The organism is Bradyrhizobium jicamae (genome assembly GCF_001440395.1).
Classification (GTDB): domain Bacteria; phylum Pseudomonadota; class Alphaproteobacteria; order Rhizobiales; family Xanthobacteraceae; genus Bradyrhizobium; species Bradyrhizobium jicamae.
In genome coordinates this window covers 76673-94744 of the sequence record NZ_LLXZ01000080.1, presented here as the reverse complement: position 1 = coordinate 94744, position 18072 = coordinate 76673, and the positions used below count along the sequence as shown (strand labels likewise).

The window sequence follows — 18072 nt, the reverse complement described above, 5'->3', positions numbered from 1 at the left end:
CTCGGGGAGCCATTGATCCGCTGGTGGGCCCGGCAGGACTCGAACCTGCAACCAGACCGTTATGAGCGGCCGGCTCTAACCATTGAGCTACAGGCCCCGCCGCGGAGCGGCCGCGGGGAGGCGGCCGGCAACGGTGCCGCCATCGTTTACAGGCATGACAGCGATACGGCAATGGCGGGTTGGGGGCCAAGAACAGGCTTTCATCGGGCGGCGTGCTTGCCTACAACCTCCGTTGCATCATTCGTCATGGAACGCTTGAGGCCAACAATGAAACTTGCTGGGATCGCCTGGGCCGGCCTGCTCCTGTTTGCCGGCGCTGCCATGGCGCAGGATGGAGACAAGGCCATTGCCAGGACCAATATCAGCCTCGGGACCGCGACGCCGGGCGGAGGCTTCCCTGTCTACGGCAATGCTTTTGCGGAAGTCATGAATGCCGCCGATCCGGCGCTCTCGATCCAGCCGCGCAATACCAAGGGCTCCAACGAGAACATTCCACTCCTGGAATCCGATCAGCTCGATATCGCGCTGATTGCGGGAGAGCCCGCCTACGAAGCCTTCATGGGCATCGGCCGTCCGGCGACAAAGCTGAAAATCCTGACCGCGATGTATTCCAGCCCCGGCATGTTCGTGGTGCGGGCGGACAGTCCCTACAAGACCATCAAGGATCTTGTCGGCCAGCCGGTCGCGTTCGGCGCCAGGGGCTCGGGCCTGCCGATCCTGTCGCGTTATATCCTCGATGGCATCGGGCTGAAGCAGGACGAGGATTTCAAGTCGATCTATCTCGATCGCGCCGGCGACGGTCCCGCCATGGTGCAGGACGGCCGCGCCGCCGCGCTGTGGGGCGCGGGTATCGGCTGGCCGGGCTTTGCCGCGATGGCGCAGGCGCCCGGCGGCGCGCGGTTCATCGCGCCCGACGCAGGCGAGATCGCGCGCGTCCGCGCCAAGCACACCTTCCTCAAGCCGTTGACGGTGCCCGCCAACAGCTATCCGAATCAGCCTGCGGCGATCGATTCCATTGGCTCATGGAGCTTTGTGCTGGCGCGCGAAAGCCTGCCGGATGACGTCGCTTACCGATTGGCGCGCACGCTGCATGGGCAGGAGGGTGCGCTGTGCAAGAAGCTGCCGCAGGCGTGTGAGACCACGGCGTCGAATACTGTGGCGGCAGCGCCGAATGCGGTGCTGATTCATCCCGGCGTGATGAAGTATTTTCGGGAGGCGGGGGTGGTGAAATGATGGGCGAATGGCGAGTAGCGTGACCTCGCTAACCACTCGCTATTCGCCACGCACCATTTGCTTACTTCACTTCCTCGCCATCGCACACGCCGGATCCGGCGGGCCGAACGCTTCGTCGCCCGGGATCTTGGCGAGGATCTGATAATAGTCCCACGGATATTTCGATTCCTCGGGCTTCTTGACCTGCACCAGCCAGAGATCGTGCACCATCAGATTGTCCTCGCGCAGTCTGCCGTTGCGGGAGAAGAAATCCTCGATCGGTTTTTCGCGCATTTTTGCCGCGACCTTCAGCGGTTCATCGGTGCCGGTCTCCTTGATCGCATTGAGATAGCTCATCACCGAGGAATAGACGCCGGCCTGCCACATCGTCGGCATCCGGTTCATCTTGGCGAAATAGCGCTTCGACCATTCGCGGGTCTTGTCGTCCATGTCCCAGTAGAACGACGTCGTCAGCAACAGGCCCTGGGCTGCCGGCAACCCAAGCGAATGAATGTCGGTGATCAGCGCGAGCAGGGCCGCCATCTGCTGGCCGCCCTTGAGCACGCCGAACTCCGCAGCGGTCTTGATCTCGTTCATGTTGTTCGGTGGACCGGCCGCGATGCCGATGATCTTGGCCTTGGACGCTTGCGCCTGCAGCACGAAGGATGACAGATCAGGCGTGGCAAGTGGCGGCCGCACCGAGCCCAGTACCTTGCCGCCATTGGCGGTGACGACGCTCGAAGCGTCGCGTTCCAGCGAGTGACCAAAGGCATAGTCGTCGGTGATGAAGAACCAGCTGTCGCCGCCGCGCTTCACCACCGCCTGTGCGGTGCCGGCCGCAAGCGAGCGGGTGTCGATCACCCACTGCATCGCGTAGGGCGAGCAGAATTTGCCGTGGAAGTCCGCGGTGAGGGTCGAATGCGTGATGAACAGCTTCTTCTTCTCATTGGCGATGCCTTGCACCGCCAGCCCCACCGCCGATACCGGCACGTCGACGATCAGGTCGACCTGATCGACATCGTACCAGCGCCGGGCGATGCCGCCGCCGATGTCTGGCTTGAGCTGGTGGTCGCCGACGATGATGCTGATCGGTTTGCCCAGCACCTTGCCACCGAAATCATCGATCGCCATCTGCGCGGCGGTGACTGAACCTTGGCCGGTCGGCGTCGCCGCGGGGCCATTCATGTCGGTGAGAACGCCGATCTTGACCACATCGTCGGAAATTTGCGTGAGCGCGGCGGTCGATGCCAGCATCGCGGTCGCAAGCACGGCAAGCCTGGATAGGTTCCTGGCGAACATCCCTGTCTTCTCCCTGGAAGCGGCGCGTTGGCCGTTGGTGTCTTCAGGCGGTTGGCCCGCCAATTGGTCTCATTTGCAACTATTTTGCGCCGGCGTCAACGTGGCTAAATGGAGCGGGTCGCCTGAGAGCGGTATCCGGTTCTGTTTATTTCCGGCCCGATTCAGGGCATAGGCGAACGATGACCTCGCCCCAGCGCCTGCCGACCACCCTTACGCCGCTCGATAGAGCGCTCGACGCCCTGTTGCAGGACGTGGAGCCCGTCGCGCCGGCAGAGCTAACGCTCATAGAGGCGCTGCGTTGCATTGCCGCCGAGATGCCACCGCTTCAGGCTCATCCGCCGCGCGACGTCGCGGCTTTGGACGGTTACGCCTTTTCCGCGCGCGATCTCGTCGGTGCGTCCTCCTATTCGCCGCTGCCGTTGTCGGCGCCGCCGATCTGGGTCGAGGCCGGCGATGCGATCCCCGAGGCTTGCGACTGCGTGCTGGATTCCGATTCCGTCGATGTATCCGGCCCGCTGCCGCAGGTGTTGGCAGAGGCGATCCCGGGGCAGGGCGTGCGCCGGGCCGGTGGCGATATCGCCGCGGGCAGTTTTGTCGTGGAGGCCGGGCGGCGCGTGTTGCCGCGCCATCTCCTGATGGCGCGCGCTGCCGGATTGGAGCGCTTGAACGTGCGCCGTCCGCGGCTCCGCATCGTCAATGTTCCCGGTGGCAGCGCGACCGCAGAACTGATCGTCGAGAGCGCGCAAGCTATCGGCACCGAAACCACGTTCGTCACCGCCGGAGGCCGTGATGCCGGATCGATTGCGGCGCCACTGGATGACGGTGCATGCGATCTGCTCCTGATCGTCGGCGGCTCCGGCGTCGGCCGTACCGACGCGGCAGTGACGGCATTGGGTGCGCGTGGCGAAGTACTTGCTCACGGCATTGCGCTCCAGCCTGGCCGCACCTCGGCTATTGGGCGCCTCAACAAGACGCCCGTCATCGTGCTGCCGGGCGCGCCGGATCAGGCCCTTGCGGCATGGTGGACGCTGGCGCTTCCCGTGCTCGATCGCCTCTCAGGCCGCCGTCCGCGCAAGACGGTCAATTTGCCGCTGGCGCGCAAGGTTGCATCCAGCGTCGGCATCGCCGAAATCGTGCTGCTGGAGCGAAAGCAGAATATATGGAGCGCGCTTGCGGTGGGCGAATTGTCGCTGGATGCGATCGCCCGCGCCGAAGCCTGGTTCGTGGTATCAGGCGGCTCGGAAGGATCTGCCGCCGGCAGCCCGGTCGATGCCTATATGTTGCGGGAATGATATGAGTTCAGGCATGACCAACACGCCCTCGCCGAGAGATCGCGACACTAACGAGCAGGACCAGTTCCTGACGATCCTGTCGCGTGAAGATGCGCTGGTGCGTTTCGAAGCCGCCTTGTTCCCGCGTCCCGTGCCGGCAGAGAAACGCCTGCTTGCCGCCGCGCTCGGCTGCGCGCTCGCCGAAGACGTTACTGCACCGATCGACGTGCCGCCGTTCGATCGCTCCAATGTCGATGGCTTTGCGGTGCGCTCCGCCGATCTCGCGGCTGCCGGTGAGGCTTCTCCGGTGCGGGTGATGCTGAACGACGAGGTGATCGCCTGCGGCACCGCGCCGACGCGGCCGGTCTTGTCGGGAACGGCCACGCCGATTGCGACCGGCGGTCCGGTGCCGCGCGGGGCCGACGCCGTCGTCATGGTCGAGCATACGCAGCCGGCGGGACATCGCGCGATCGAAATCCGCCGCGCCGCTTCCCCAGGTCAATTCGTTTCCTATGCCGGCTCCGATATCGCCCGCGGCGAGGCGCTGCTGCGCGCGGGCACCGTCATCGGCTCGCGCGAGATCGGCATGCTGGCGGCCTGCGGAATCGCGGAAGTGACCATCGCGCGAGCCCCACGCGTCGCCATCATCTCGACCGGCGACGAACTGGTGCAGCCCGGCCAGCCGCTGCGGCCAGCCGCGATCTACGACACCAACGGCGCGATCGTGACGGCTGCTATCTTGGAGAACGGCGGCGAGGCTCGTTTTTTCGGCGCGATCCCGGACGATGAAGCGCAGCTTGAGTCCGCGATGCGCGAGGCCCTCGCGAGCAGCGACATGCTGGTGCTGTCGGGCGGCACTTCGAAAGGCGCGGGCGACGTGTCGCACCGTATCATCGCTCGGCTCGGCAAGCCCGGCATCATTGCCCATGGCGTGGCGCTGAAGCCCGGCAAGCCGCTGTGTCTTGCGGTATGCGACGGCAAGCCGGTGGTCATCCTGCCGGGCTTTCCGACCTCGGCGATGTTCACCTTCCACGACATGATCGTGCCGGTGCTGCGGCGAATGGCCGGTCTGCCGCCGCGTTCGGACGCCAAGGTCAATGCGCGCGTGCCGGTGCGGATCGCGTCCGAACTCGGCCGCACCGAATTCGTCATGGTGTCGTTGGTCGAGGGCGCGGACGGGCTGATTGCGTATCCTACGGGTAAGGGCTCCGGCGCCATCACCTCATTCGCGCAAGCCGACGGTTTTCTGAAGATCGATGCACTCGCCGATCAGATGCCGGCGGGCAGCGAGGCCGAGGTCACGCTGTTCACGCCGCATGTGCGGGTGCCGGATCTCGTCATCGTCGGCAGCCATTGCACCGGGCTCGACCTCGTCACCGCGCCGCTGGCGCATGCCGGGCTCGTCGTACGCTCGATCGCCGTCGGCAGCCTCGGCGGGCTCGCGGCGGCGAAACGCGGCGAGTGCGATTTCGCGCCGATCCATTTGTTTGACGAGAAGACCGAGACTTACAACACGCCCTATCTCGCGGAGGGCCTCGAACTAGTGCCGGGCTGGCGCCGCATGCAGGGTATCGTGTTCCGCAAGGGCGACCGGCGTTTTGAGGGCTTGAGCGCGAAGGACGCGGTGCACGCTGCGCTCGCCGATTCCGCCTGTATCATGGTCAATCGCAACCAGGGCGCCGGCACGCGCATCCTGATCGATCGTCTGCTCGGCGGCGCGCGGCCCGACGGCTACTGGAATCAGCCGCGCTCGCATAATGCCGTGGCGGCAGCCGTTGCGCAGCACCGCGCCGACTGGGGCATGACCATTGCGCCGGTCGCGCATGCGTCAAACCTGGGTTTCATTCCGTTTGCCGAAGAGCATTATGACTTCGCGCTGGTGACGGCGCGCAAGCAGCGGCCGGCGGTACAGGCGTTTCTCGATGCGCTGGCGTCGGAAGCGGGCCGCGCGGCGCTGCAGCAGGCGGGCTTCCGGCCGGCCTGACGCGCTCGCGGAGTGTAAGAGCCGCCAGCAGAAGTGGCTCAGGGCAGGATGAAGAATGGCAACACCGCTATCGATTGCGATTGTTGGCGCCGGCATGGGCGGGCTCGCGACCGCCGCGGCGCTGCGGCGGGTAGGCATCGACGTCACCGTCTACGAACAGGCCACGCAATTCGCGCGGATCGGCGCAGGCATCCAGATCGGCTGCAACGCCATGCAGGTGCTGCGCGGGCTCGGGCTCGAAGCGCGGCTGCGCGCACAATCCTTCTACCCGCGTTCCTGGAACAATCGCGACTGGCGCACCGGCGAAGTCAAGTTCGACATGATCTTCGGCGAGAGCGCCGAGCAGAAATTTGGCGCGCCCTATCTGCTGGCGCATCGCGGCGATCTTCACGCGGCGCTCGCCAGCGCCGTTCCCGACGAATGCGTCAAGCTCAATCACAAACTCATCGGACTGGAGGAAAGCGGCGAGGGTGTGCAGCTAGCGTTCGCCAATGGCGCAGCCGTGACGGCCGATGCCGTGATCGGCGCCGACGGCATTCATTCCCTGGTGAGGGACATTTTGTTCGGCGCGTCACCGGTCAGCTTTACCGGGCGCATCGCCTACCGCACGACCTATCCCGCCACGCTGCTCGGCGGGGCAAAAATCGACGACTGCACCAAATGGTGGGGCGAGGACCGGCATATCGTCATCTATTACGTCAAGCCGGACCGCAGCGAGATCTATCTCGTCACCAGCCAGCCGGAGCCGGAGTTCCGGATCGAGTCGTGGTCAGCGAAGGGCGATGTCGTCGAATTGCGGAAGGCCTTCGTCGGCTTTCATCGCCAGGTCGAACAGGTGCTGGCGGCGTGTCCCGACGTCCATAAATGGGCGATCGTCGATCGCCATTCGCTGGAGCGATGGACGGATCGCAACGTCACGCTGCTTGGCGATGCCTGCCATCCGATGACGCCCTACATGGCGCAGGGCGCGGCGATGGCGATCGAGGACGCGGCCGTTCTCTCGCGCTGTCTCGATGGTGTCGATCGTGACGGTGTTGCGAAAGCGTTTCGCCGCTTCGAGGCGACCCGCAAGGCGCGGACGGAACGTATTCAATCGACCTCGCGCGCCAATACCTGGCTGAGCGGAAAGACCGATACCGACTGGGTCTATGGCTACAACGCCTGGACGGTGCCGCTGGCAGCGTAAGTTTCTCTTTAGGACTGAACGCGCAGCAACTCGCTGATGATCCGTGGCTTCATCCAGCCGACATTGTCGACAATTTCCCGGCGCAAGGCGTCCTGTTCGGCCTCGTATTGCTCGCGCGTGATGCCGCGGCCGCCCGTCGCGGTAATTCCGAATGCTTCCAGCGCGGCATCGTGGCGCTGCTTCCATTCGATCACGCGCCTGGTCATGACTTCCGTGATCGCCGGCACCGTGCCGGGATGGCCTGCCAGTTCACAGACCTCCTTGGTGCGGACATCCGCGGCCAGCATGAGCACGTTCCAGTCGTCGTACCCGACGAGGTTCATCTGGGCATATAGAAACGCGCCATGTTCACTGTCCCAGATGGTATGGTCGATGACCAGAAAGGGCACGGCGCGGCAATAGCCGTGGCGCGCAGTCATGTCGCGGTTAAAGGCCTCGGTGCGCTCGTCAAGCCGCTTCTTGGCCGCGGCGAAGAGAGCGATATAGTCCTGTGCCGTCGGCAGGATGTTGCGTGCATCATCCGGCGCGAAGCCGACTTCGCGCAGAAAATTCCCGATCTTCGGATCGTCCCAGAGCTCTTTGGGAAAGACGCGGGTGACGCCATCTGCGTCCGGCGTCGGGCGCATCGTCTCCTTGAATTCAGCAAAGCTTTGCTGGTTCGTGCCGAAAGTTGTCCTGCGTCCGAACATTGCCACGGCCTCGCGTTAAATGCGCCGCGGCTACTTTGTCGGCAAGTACATTAAATCGTATTTAATCCAAACCTGAAATCACGACCGATTTCGTCAATACATTGAGCCCGGTGCTATTTGCGAGGCAGGTAAAGGAAGTGGTTGCGCCGTTCGGCCTCTGCCAGCGCGCGCTGCGCCGCTGGCGTCAGGATTTTAACCGTCGCCGGCACCTCGATCATCTTGTCGCTGCCCGTCCACACTCTGGCAAGCTCGCGCAGCCGTGAACCAAACAGCATGATATCCAGGGCGAAACCGATCGCCCTGACGAAAAAGGCCAAAAGACCCCATACGATCGCGCTCATCGGCTACCCTCGCGCCTGCGGGACATGGACGGTAGTCGCAACCGTCCGTAATCGGGTTCAGTCCAGCGGGGCGTCGCTCCCGCCACCGTGGGGCGTCGCAGGTCGTACTGTGTGAACCTGACGGGTACCGTCCGCGACCAAGCGGATCGAAAGGAATGCGACGCGGCGTCAGGCGATGCGGTCGATCGCGCGGATGATCCGATGACCCTGTTCGACCACCTGAGTTTCCGCAAGATCGCGACCCTTGTTGCCGCCGTTGGCACAGTGTTCTGGATCTATACGTTCCATGCGCTCTGCCCGCCCGCTGGCAGCGACGGCGGTTTTCATCTGATAGCTGTTCTTCTGCTTAGTGCGATCTTCGGAATATTCTTTCTGCCGGTGTGGCTCCTCGTCGCCATCGGCCGGTTGCCGAAACTAGCCGCCGCCTGGGGCCTGTGCGGCTTGATCACATTCGCGGTGATTTGGGTGGCGCGCTGACGGATCTTTCGCAATCCTGATTCTCAGGCCTTCGGGGCCGCGTCCAGCGCCGCCAGCCGTTCGGCTTCCGCGATGTCATCCACCGTGTTTGCATTGAAGAAGGGATCGAGTGGCTCGGTCGGCCAGGTCACCGTGGCGAGCTTGTAGCGCGCGGTCCAGCGGTCGATCTTCCTGATGTCCTCGACGACAAGCGCATGGCGCAGCTCGTCGCGCAAGGCGACACTCCATAGCCCGATGACCGGATGCGACTGGCCGCCGGAAGCGGCGACCGCGAGCTCTGCATTTTCATCAATTAGCGCCTGATGCAGGCGGGAGGCCAGATCGCGCGGCAGGAACGGACAGTCCGCCGCCGCGCTCAGCACCAGCGTCACCTCAGGCCGGTTCGCCGCCATCCAGTCCAATGCCGCCAGGATGCCGGCGAGCGGGCCAGGGAAATCGGCGACGCCGTCGGCGATCACAGGTAGCCCAAACGCAGCAAAGCGGGCGGGATCGCCGTTGGCATTGAGGATCAATCCGTCGCATTGCGGTGAAAGCCGCGTGACGACGCGATCGAGGATGGTGCGGCCGCCGATTGTGCGCATCGGCTTGTCGCCGCCGCCCATCCGCCGCGCCAGGCCGCCGGCGAGCAGCACGCCGGGAATGTCAGTCATCGCTTTCGCCCTTGCGCTTGTGCCGCGCGGATTCTTCCTCGACATAGTCGAGGTTCTGGTCGAACACGATCCGCTCCTGTCCCGACAATGCGATGAAGCGTTTTCCCCGCGTGCGGCCAACCAATGTCAGTCCGACCTGCCGCGCCAGTTCGACACCCCAGGCCGTGAAGCCGGAGCGCGAGACCAGAATGGGAATGCCCATCCGCACCGTCTTGATCACCATTTCCGAGGTGAGGCGGCCGGTGGTGTAGAGGATCTTGTCAGCGGGATCGACGCCGTGGCGATAGATCCAGCCTGCGATCTTGTCGACGGCGTTGTGGCGGCCGACATCCTCGGTGTAGCAGACCGGCGTGCCCTCCTTGCACAGCACGCAGCCATGGATCGCGCCGGCTTCGAGATAGAGCGAGGGCATGGTGTTGATCGTGCGCGTCATCTCATAGAGCCAGGAGGTGCGCAGTTCCGCTTTCGGCAGCGCGACGCTTTCCACGGCTTCAAGGAGATCGCCGAACGCGGTGCCCTGCGCGCAGCCGGAGGTCTGCGTGCGCTTCTTCAGCTTGGCCTCGAAATTGGTGTGATGCTCGGTGCGCACCACGACCACCTGGAGGTCGTCGTGATACTCGACCTCGGTGACGACGTCGTCGTATTTCAGCATGTTCTGGTTCAGGAGGTAGCCGAGCGCCAGATATTCCGGATAGTCGCCGATCGTCATCATGGTGACGATCTCCTGCGCGTTCAGGTACAGCGTCAGCGGCCGCTCCACCGGCACCCGGATTTCGACCGCAGCCCCCGTCTGGTCGGTCCCGGCCACGCGCTCGGTCAGCCGCGGATCCTCGGGATTCGGCACGATCAGGGGGGCAGGGGCTTTTTCCATCTTCATCATAGGACGCAGGTTAGCATGACAAGGGCTTCCAGCCGATATAAAGCATTTCCGGGTATGAACAATGCGGCCACAAGCCGTCATTGCGAGCGAAACGAAGCAATCCATCGTGTCGCGAATGAAGCCTGGATTGCTTCGTCGCTTCGCTCCTCGCAATGACGGTGGGGGGACGCCGGAGAACGTAATGAAAGTGATAGGCCTCGCGGGATGGAGCGGCGCCGGCAAGACCACCTTGCTGACGCGGGCGATTCCGCAATTTTCAAAACAGGGGCTGCGCGTCTCCGTGATCAAGCACGCCCATCACGCCTTCGATGTCGACGTGCCCGGCAAGGATTCCTGGCGGCACCGCGAGGCCGGCGCGGCCGAAGTTCTGGTGTCGTCCGGTCGGCGCTGGGCCCTGATGCATGAACTGCGCGGCGCGCATGAACCGCGACTGCCGGAACTATTGGCGAAGATGTCGGCGGTCGATCTCGTCGTCGTCGAGGGCTTCAAGCGCGAGCCGCATCGCAAGATCGAGGTCTATCGCGCCGCGAATGAGAAACCGCTGCTGTTCCCCGACGATCCCGGCATTGTCGGCATCGCCACCGATACGGCGGTTGAAACCAGGCTTCCGACTGCCCATCTCGACGATATCGAGGCCGTGGCGGCGATGATGTTGCGGTCCGCGATCTCGCTCGAAGACGTGCTGGCCAAATCCGAAGCCGAGGACTGATCAGGCACATGGCGCAATTGTCCGACGATTGCTTTGCCTTCGGCGGCCCGATGATGTCGGTCGATGAGGCCGTCGGCCTCATTGCCGCGCGCGTGACGCCGGTGGTGGACATCGAGACGGTTGCGCTTCCCCGCGCCGACGGCCGGATTCTCGCGCACGAAGTTCTGGCGCCGCTGCCGCTGCCGCCCTTCACCAATTCCGCCGTCGATGGTTATGCGGTTTCGAGCCGCGACCTGCCGCAGCGGGAAGAGCAAATATTTCCGGTTACCGGTCGCGTTCAGGCGGGCAGTTCCGCATCCGCATCGCTCGAGCCCGGACATGCGATGCGAATCTTCACCGGTGCGCCGATGCCCGAAGGCGCCGACACCGTATTCATGCAGGAGGACGTCCGTCTCGACGGCGACAAGGTCGTTCTCCCTGCGGGCCTTAAGCCCGGCGCCAATGTGCGTCCCGCCGGCGAGGATATCGCTTCAGGTCTTGCGGCGCTGCAGGCCGGCCAGCGGCTGCGGCCGCAGGACGTCGCGCTTGCCGCGGCGTTCGGCCTGAAGGAGCTCGATGTCGTCAGGCGCCTGCGCGTCGCCGTATTCTCTACCGGCAACGAGATCGCCTCGCCCGGCGAAGCGCGCGCCGCGGCGCAATTGTTCGATTCCAATCGCTTCATGCTGATGGCGATGTTGTCGCGGCTCGGCTGCGAGGTCAGCGATCTCGGCATCATCAGAGATGATCGCGCCTCGCTTGCCCGTGCGCTGCAGGAGGTCGCCGGCAGCCATGATCTGATCCTTACCACCGGGGGCGTTTCGACCGGCGAGGAGGATCACGTCAAGGCCAGCGTCGAAAGCGTCGGCCGGCTGGTGCTGTGGCGGATGGCGATCAAGCCGGGGCGGCCCGTCGCGATGGGCATCATTGACGGCACTCCGTTCATCGGATTGCCGGGCAATCCGGTGGCGAGTTTCGTTACCTTCGTTCACGTGGTGCGGCCGACCATTCTGGCGCTATCGGGTGCGCGGCCGGAGCCGCTGCTGCCGATGCCGGTTCGTGCTGGCTTCAGCTACAAGAAGAAGATTTCGCGCCGTGAATATGTCCGCGTCAGCCTACGCAAGGCTTCGGATGGCGCGCTTGAAGCGGTGAAGTTTCCGCGCGAGGGCGCGGGGCTTTTGTCGTCGCTGGCAGACACCGATGGCCTGGTCGAACTCGGCGAGGACGTCACGCAGGTATCGCCCGGCCAGACGGTCGGGTTCCTGTCCTATGCAAGCCTGATCAACTGAGGTCCGTTGACGATGCGGTTCCCCTTCGCCATGGTCGGCGCATGACGACGACAAAACTCGATCTCGCCGGCCTGAAATGTCCGCTGCCGGCGCTGAAGACGCGCAAGGCGCTGAAGACACTGCCGCCCGGCGACCGGCTGGAAGTGCTCTGCACCGATCCGCTATCGGTGATCGATATCCCGAACCTCATCCGCGAGACCGGCGACAAGGTCGAAATCACCGAGCGCAGTCAGGAGCGCATCGTTTTTCTGATAGAAAAAGCAAATGGGCCGATAGAAAAGGCGAATGTCTGAGCGGTAAAGTCGTCCGCGTCAATTAGACGACTTCACTACGGCGCGTGATTGCCGGGTGCGACAATCGGACCTACAACTCCCGGCATGAATCTCCCGACATCGAAGGCGAGCGCAGCGATATCTCCTGCGGCTGAACCGGCGGCCAAATCAGGCAAATCGGCCGGCGGGCCCGAGTTCAGCGCGCTGGCGCAGGCCTCGATCCTGATCGTCGACGACGAGCCCGGGATGCGCAATTTTCTGGTGCGCACACTGGGCCCGCGCTGCAAGCACGTGGAAGAGGCCGCCGATACCGACGAAGCCTCGCGCAAGCTCGACAAGAGCCGGTTCGACGTCGTCATCCTCGATAACATCATGCCGGGCAAGAACGGCGTCGACTGGCTGGCGGAGCAGCGGGCCGTCGGCTTTTTCGCCGACGCCATCCTGATCACGGCCTATGCCGATCTCGACACCGCGATCCAGGCGCTGCGCGCCGGCGCGGTTGATTTCGTGCTGAAGCCGTTCCGTTCGAACCAGATCTTGAACGCGGTGGCCCGCTGCCTCGACCGTGTCAGGCTGCAGCGCGAGAACTACGTTCTGCGCTATGCGCTGCGCGCGTCGTCCGATCGCACCTTTCTGCGTGATAACCTGATCGGGGAATCGCCGGCGACCCGCAGCGTGCGGGAAACCATCGCTCGCGTCGCCCGCCTGCCGACATCGATCCTGCTCACCGGCGAATCCGGCACCGGCAAGGAAGTGGCCGCGCGCTCGATTCATTCGCTATCCGATCGCGCCGACAAGCCGTTCGTGCCGGTCAACTGCGCGGCGATTCCCCCTGAAATGATCGAGGGTGAGCTGTTCGGGCACATCAAGGGTGCCTTCACCGGCGCGGACAGCGGCCGCGAGGGTCTTTTCCTCTATGCCCATGGCGGCACGCTGTTTCTGGATGAAATCGGCGAATTGCCGCTGCCGATGCAGAGCAAGCTGCTGCGCGTGCTGGAAGACCGTCGCGTCCGTCCCGTCGGCTCCGAGCGCGAAGTGCCGGTCGACCTTCGCTTCATCTTTGCGACCAATGCCGATCTGCAGAAGGAAGTGGAGAGGGGACGCTTCCGCGCCGATCTTTATTACCGCCTCAACGTCATGCAGATCCATCTGCCACTGTTGAAGGACCGCGGCGACGACGTGCAGGAACTCGCCACCATCTTCATGAGCAAGCTCTCGATGCAGCTCGGCATGCCGCCGGTTCCGATCGACAGCTCGGTGCGCGTCGCACTGGCGAGCTACGATTGGCCGGGCAATGTGCGTGAGTTGCGCAACCTGATCGAGCGCACCTTGATCCTCGGCGCGTTCCCGGACGATTTCGCCGGGCCGCAGCGCAATGACGGGCAGGCTACCAGCGCCGACAGTCTTGCGGATCTGGAGCGCCGGCACATTCTTTCCGTGCTGAAGGAGACCGGCGGCAACCGCGAGGAAGCCGCGCGGCGGCTCGGTATCTCGCGCAAGACCATCGATCGCAAACTTGCGTTATGGAATGGCTGACCGGGCAGGCAGCATCGACGCGCCGGTGCGCGGGCAATCCGTCCGCTTCCGGCTGCTTGCCATCGCGCTGCTGCCGATGCTGGTCATCCTGCCGCTTCTGCTCGGCGTTGCCATCTATCGCTGGAACGCGCGCTTCGACGCCACGCTGATTTCGAAGGTGAATGGCGACCTCACCATCGCTCACCAATATCTGGCTCGCATTCTGGAAAAGACCGGCGTGCAGATCCGCGGGCTCAGTCTCTCGTTCCGCTTCCGCGAGGTGGAAGAGCGTGAAACCCTAGCCGCCGTGGTGGAGTTGCTCGAGCAGTCCCGCAAGGAGATCGGCCTCGACTTTCTCTATCTGGTAGACGCCGGTGGAAAGGTTGTCGCCTCGTCAATCCAGCTCAAGGGCGCGCCGAGGGCCGACTGGCCGATCATCAGGTCGGCACTGTCGGGCGAGGCCACGTCGACGGGCATCGACATCTTTACCAACGACGAACTCGCGGCGATCTCGCCTGTTCTCGCCGAGCGCGCGCGTCTCGATCTGGTGCCGACGCCGAACGCAGTACCGACCGATCGCAGTACGGAAACCAGCGGCATGGTGGTGCATGCTGCAGCCCGCGCAACCGCGCCCGGCGGAGGGCCGGCCGCGCTGGTCGGCGGAATCCTGCTGAACCAGAATCTCGAATTCATCGATACGATCAACGACCTCGTCTATCGCGAGGCGAGTCTTCCCGAGGGCAGCCAGGGCACGGCGACACTGTTTCTCGACGACGTGCGGATATCGACCAATGTCCGCCTGTTCGAGGGACGGCGTGCGTTGGGAACGCGGGTGTCGGCGGCGGTCCGCTCGGCGGTGTTGGGAGAGGGACGTACCTGGCTGGACTCTGCCTTCGTCGTCAACGACTGGTACATCTCGGCCTATGAGCCGCTGGTCGACACCTATGGCAAGCGCGTCGGCATGCTCTATGTCGGTTTCCTGCAGAAGCCGTTCAACGACGCGAAGTTCGAGACGGTGCTGATCATCGCGCTCGCCTTCATCGTGATCACCGCAGCAACCGTGCCGATCTTCCTGCGCTGGGCGCAATCGATCTTCATGCCGCTCGAACGCGTCACCGCGACGATCGGCGAAGTGGAGAGCGGCAATCTCTCCGCCCGCACTAAACTGCCGGCGTCGGGCGATGAGATCGGCCGCGTGGCGGTTCATCTGGATACGCTGCTCGACCAGCTTCAGGAGCGCGATCGCCAGTTGCGCGAGTGGAACGAGGAGTTGAACACGCGGGTGCGCGACCGAACCCGCGATCTAGAACACGCCAATCTGAAGCTGGAGGCGACCACCAAGCAGCTCATCATGTCCGAAAAGCTCGCTGCCATCGGCGAGATCACCGCGGGCGTGGCGCATGAGATCAATAATCCTATCGCGGTGATGCAGGGCAATCTCGACGTCATCCGCAGCGTGATCGGTGACGAGGCCGACAAGGCGAAGGTTGAGTTCCGGCTGCTGGATGAGCAGATCCACCGCATCAGCCAGATCGTCATGAAACTTCTCCAGTTCGCCCGGCCGGAGGAATATGCCGGCTATATCGAGCGCCATGCGCCGGGAAGCGTCGTGCTGGATTGCTTGCCGCTGGTCCAGCATCTGCTGAACAAGACCGAAATCAATGTCGTACGGGAAGATCGGGCGAGCCGTCTGGTCCTGATGAATCGTACCGAACTGCAGCAGGTCGTGATCAACCTGATCGTCAACGCCATTCACGCCATGCCGGACGGCGGCACGCTGACGCTCCGCTCCTTCGACGCCGATCGCGATGGGAACCCTGGCATTGCAATCGAAGTGGGCGACACCGGCATCGGCATGAGCGCTGAAATCGTGGAGAAGGTGTTCGATCCCTTCTTCACGTCCAAGCGCCGCGAAGGCACCGGCCTCGGCCTGTCGATCAGCCAGACGCTGGTGAAGCGCCAGCGCGGCCAGATTACCGTTGAAAGCGCGGTTGATGCGGGGAGCACCTTCCGCGTGTGGCTTCCGGAGGCGAGCTGATCGGACATTTTGTCCGGCGGCGATCAGGACATTTTGTCCGAGGATGCCAAAGCCATCCTGCTAAGTGATTGATTTTCTGTATCGCGCCATTTGGCACGTCGATTGCTGTCTTCTGACTCAAGAAGTCTGAGTGGGGAGGGGGCGCGGTGACCGTGTGTTCGGTCGATAGGTGGGCAAGCGTGCAAGTAAGTTCCGTCGCTTGTCGCTTTGCTGACGCGCGTGTTCCGCACTCCGAACGATTTTGTCTTCAGATCCGCTCCGACCGGGCCATGCGCACACGGTCGGCGCTTCGCTGGTCCCTCATCCATCTCTCAACTGTCCAACTGACGTGCCGGTAAGGCCACGAACCCGGAGGTTTTTTCTATGAGTACAGCCGACGCCACGCTTGCACCATCAGGTGCGCTCGGGCTCCTCGACAAGGAGCGAACGATCGCGACAGCGGGCTTCAACCGCTGGCTGGTGCCGCCGGCCGCGCTCTGCATCCATCTCTGCATCGGCATGGCCTATGGCTTCAGCGTGTTCTGGCTGCCGCTATCGCGCGCGATCGGGCTGAGCGCGCCGAAAGCTTGCGCCGACATGACGCTGGTGCAGGAACTCTTCACCACCACCTGCGACTGGAAGGTCGCCAGCATGGGCTGGATGTACACGCTGTTCTTCGTGCTGCTCGGCATTGCGGCGGCGGTGTGGGGCGGCTGGCTCGAGCGCGTCGGGCCGCGCAAGGCCGGCTTCGTCTCGGCGATGTGCTGGTGCGGCGGGCTCTTCCTCGGCGCCATCGGCATCTACACGCATCAGCTCTGGTTGCTGTGGCTCGGCTCGGGCGTGATCGGCGGCGTCGGTCTCGGCCTCGGCTACATCTCGCCGGTGTCGACGCTGGTGAAATGGTTCCCTGACCGGCGCGGCATGGCGACCGGCATGGCGATCATGGGCTTTGGCGGCGGCGCGATGATCGGCGCACCGCTGGCCAATCTGCTGATGAACTATTTCAAGACCCCGACCTCGGTCGGCGTCTGGGAAACCTTCGTCGCCATGGGCGTGATCTATTTCGTGTTCATGATGATCGGCGCTTTCCGCTATCGCATTCCGCCGGCGGGCTGGCGGCCCGAGGGCTGGACGCCGCCGGCAAAGGCCAATGCGATGATCTCGCAGAACCATGTTCATCTGAAGGACGCACACAAGACGCCGCAATTCTGGCTGATCTGGTGGGTGCTCTGCCTCAACGTATCGGCGGGCATCGGCGTGATCGGCATGGCTTCGCCGATGCTGCAGGAAATCTTCGCCGGCAAGCTGATCGGCTTGCCCGACGTCGGCTTCAACCAACTCGACGCGACGCAGAAGGCGACGATTGCGGGCATTGCCGCCGGCTTCGCCGGATTGCTCTCGCTGTTCAACATCGGCGGCCGTTTCTTCTGGGCCTCGCTGTCGGACAAGATCGGCCGCAAGAACACCTATTACACGTTCTTCATTCTCGGCATCGCGCTCTACGCGCTGGCGCCGACGTTTGCCGCGATGGGCTCGAAGCTTTTGTTCGTGCTCGGCTTCGGCATCATCCTGTCGATGTATGGCGGCGGCTTTGCGACCGTGCCGGCCTATCTCGCTGACATGTTCGGCACGCAGTTCGTGGGCGCGATCCATGGGCGGCTGCTGACGGCGTGGTCGACCGCAGGCATCATCGGCCCCGTGGTCGTGAACTACATCCGCGAGTTCCAGTTGGCCGCCGGCGTGCCGCGCGACCAGCTCTACAACACCACGATGTACATCCTGTGCGCCATGCTGATCGCAGGCCTGATCTGCAACTATTTGATCAAGCCGGTCGATGCGAAGTGGCACATGAGCGATGCCGAGGTCGCCAAGCTGCAGGCGGCGACGGCGAATGCCGGGGCTTCGGGGCCGTCGGGCTCCTATGGCATCGGCTTTGGTGGACTCGACGCCAAGGCCGCTTTGTTCTGGGCCTTCGTCGGCATTCCCCTGGCCTGGGGCGTGTGGAAGACGCTCGAAAGCGCCGTGAAGATCCTTTGATGATGAGACGCCGCGGGGCCTCGAACCTGGTTCCCGCGGCGACTTTCCGATGTCCGGCCATCGATCGATACGTATTCGCGATCGCAGCATACGATGGCTTTATTGATCTTGCGGACATTTCGCGGTCTCATTCCTCGGTCAGGAAGGTGACACCGGCGAGGATCGCCGAGGGTGCTCGATGCCACCGCCGGCGACCCTAAATACCTATCAAGACATCACAATTCGCTTGGCATCTGGCATGCCAGAGATTAGAGTCGATCTAATCAGG

The 18072-nt window shown here is 63.8% G+C and carries 16 protein-coding genes and 1 tRNA gene; 11 read left to right on the top strand and 6 right to left on the bottom strand.

Going from position 1 to position 18072, the window contains the following annotated elements:
• Nucleotides 1-21: 21 nt before the first annotated feature.
• Nucleotides 22-97, bottom strand: a tRNA-Ile gene (locus tag CQ12_RS12940).
• 170 nt (nt 98-267) lie between these two features.
• Here CQ12_RS12940 and CQ12_RS12935 point away from each other — a divergent pair.
• Nucleotides 268-1233 carry a TAXI family TRAP transporter solute-binding subunit gene (locus tag CQ12_RS12935; protein WP_057835686.1) on the top strand — a complete coding sequence of 322 codons (966 nt, stop codon included), beginning with the start codon at nt 268-270 and terminating at the stop codon, nt 1231-1233.
• 66 nt (nt 1234-1299) lie between these two features.
• On the opposite strand, the gene CQ12_RS12930 is transcribed toward CQ12_RS12935, so the two are convergent.
• Nucleotides 1300-2511 carry an ABC transporter substrate-binding protein gene (locus CQ12_RS12930; RefSeq protein WP_057835685.1) on the bottom strand — a complete coding sequence of 404 codons (1212 nt, stop codon included), beginning with the start codon at nt 2509-2511 and terminating at the stop codon, nt 1300-1302.
• Between the two features lie 179 nt (nt 2512-2690).
• On the opposite strand from CQ12_RS12930, the gene CQ12_RS12925 reads away from it, so the two are divergent.
• From CQ12_RS12925 to CQ12_RS12915, 3 genes are read left to right on the top strand one after another with little or no spacing between them, the layout of a single operon-like run.
• Nucleotides 2691-3803 carry a molybdopterin-binding protein gene (locus CQ12_RS12925; RefSeq protein WP_057835684.1) on the top strand — a complete coding sequence of 371 codons (1113 nt, stop codon included), beginning with the start codon at nt 2691-2693 and terminating at the stop codon, nt 3801-3803.
• 1 nt (nt 3804) lies between these two features.
• Complete coding sequence (locus tag CQ12_RS12920; RefSeq protein WP_157088177.1) at nt 3805-5766, top strand: molybdopterin biosynthesis protein; 1962 nt, start codon at nt 3805-3807, stop codon at nt 5764-5766.
• Between the two features lie 55 nt (nt 5767-5821).
• Nucleotides 5822-6952: an FAD-dependent monooxygenase gene (locus CQ12_RS12915; protein WP_057835683.1), complete on the top strand. Its 1131-nt coding sequence runs from the start codon at nt 5822-5824 to the stop codon at nt 6950-6952.
• Nucleotides 6953-6960: 8 nt separating this feature from the next.
• Here CQ12_RS12915 and CQ12_RS12910 read toward each other — a convergent pair whose 3' ends face one another.
• The gene (locus CQ12_RS12910) at nt 6961-7641 is read right to left on the bottom strand and encodes a hypothetical protein (RefSeq protein ID WP_057835682.1); all 681 of its coding nucleotides are present in this window, start codon (nt 7639-7641) and stop codon (nt 6961-6963) included.
• Between the two features lie 113 nt (nt 7642-7754).
• Nucleotides 7755-7982, bottom strand: coding sequence for a hypothetical protein (locus tag CQ12_RS12905; protein ID WP_057835681.1), 228 nt, complete (start codon nt 7980-7982; stop codon nt 7755-7757).
• A 201-nt stretch (nt 7983-8183) separates the two neighbouring features.
• On the opposite strand from CQ12_RS12905, the gene CQ12_RS12900 reads away from it, so the two are divergent.
• Nucleotides 8184-8459 carry a hypothetical protein gene (locus CQ12_RS12900; RefSeq protein WP_245309879.1) on the top strand — a complete coding sequence of 92 codons (276 nt, stop codon included), beginning with the start codon at nt 8184-8186 and terminating at the stop codon, nt 8457-8459.
• A gap of 23 nt (nt 8460-8482) precedes the next feature.
• On the opposite strand, the gene mobA is transcribed toward CQ12_RS12900, so the two are convergent.
• Nucleotides 8483-9109 (bottom strand): molybdenum cofactor guanylyltransferase MobA, encoded by a 627-nt coding sequence (gene mobA / locus CQ12_RS12895; protein WP_057835680.1) that lies wholly within the window; start codon nt 9107-9109, stop codon nt 8483-8485.
• On the bottom strand, nt 9102-9989 hold the full coding sequence (locus CQ12_RS12890) for a formate dehydrogenase accessory sulfurtransferase FdhD (protein WP_057835679.1): 888 nt from the start codon (nt 9987-9989) through the stop codon (nt 9102-9104). Before CQ12_RS12890 ends, mobA begins: the two co-directional genes overlap by 8 nt.
• A gap of 181 nt (nt 9990-10170) precedes the next feature.
• Here CQ12_RS12890 and mobB point away from each other — a divergent pair, with 181 nt between their 5' ends.
• The 6 genes from mobB to CQ12_RS12860 all read left to right on the top strand — a co-directional run bounded on the left by mobB (nt 10171) and on the right by CQ12_RS12860 (nt 17804).
• A complete protein-coding gene (gene mobB / locus CQ12_RS12885) occupies nt 10171-10698 on the top strand; it encodes a molybdopterin-guanine dinucleotide biosynthesis protein B (RefSeq protein WP_057835678.1) in 528 nt (175 codons plus the stop codon).
• A gap of 8 nt (nt 10699-10706) precedes the next feature.
• Nucleotides 10707-11963: a molybdopterin molybdotransferase MoeA gene (locus tag CQ12_RS12880; RefSeq protein WP_057835677.1), complete on the top strand. Its 1257-nt coding sequence runs from the start codon at nt 10707-10709 to the stop codon at nt 11961-11963.
• A 41-nt stretch (nt 11964-12004) separates the two neighbouring features.
• Nucleotides 12005-12256 carry a sulfurtransferase TusA family protein gene (locus tag CQ12_RS12875; protein ID WP_057835676.1) on the top strand — a complete coding sequence of 84 codons (252 nt, stop codon included), beginning with the start codon at nt 12005-12007 and terminating at the stop codon, nt 12254-12256.
• 84 nt (nt 12257-12340) lie between these two features.
• Entirely contained in the window at nt 12341-13771 is a 1431-nt protein-coding gene (locus CQ12_RS12870) for a sigma-54-dependent transcriptional regulator (protein WP_057835675.1), read from the top strand.
• A complete protein-coding gene (locus CQ12_RS12865) occupies nt 13764-15788 on the top strand; it encodes a sensor histidine kinase (RefSeq protein WP_057835674.1) in 2025 nt (674 codons plus the stop codon). The genes CQ12_RS12870 and CQ12_RS12865 overlap by 8 nt, the downstream gene beginning before the upstream one ends.
• Before the next feature lie 363 nt (nt 15789-16151).
• Nucleotides 16152-17804 (top strand): OFA family MFS transporter, encoded by a 1653-nt coding sequence (locus CQ12_RS12860; protein ID WP_057835673.1) that lies wholly within the window; start codon nt 16152-16154, stop codon nt 17802-17804.
• The last annotated feature ends 268 nt before the right edge of the window (nt 17805-18072 follow it).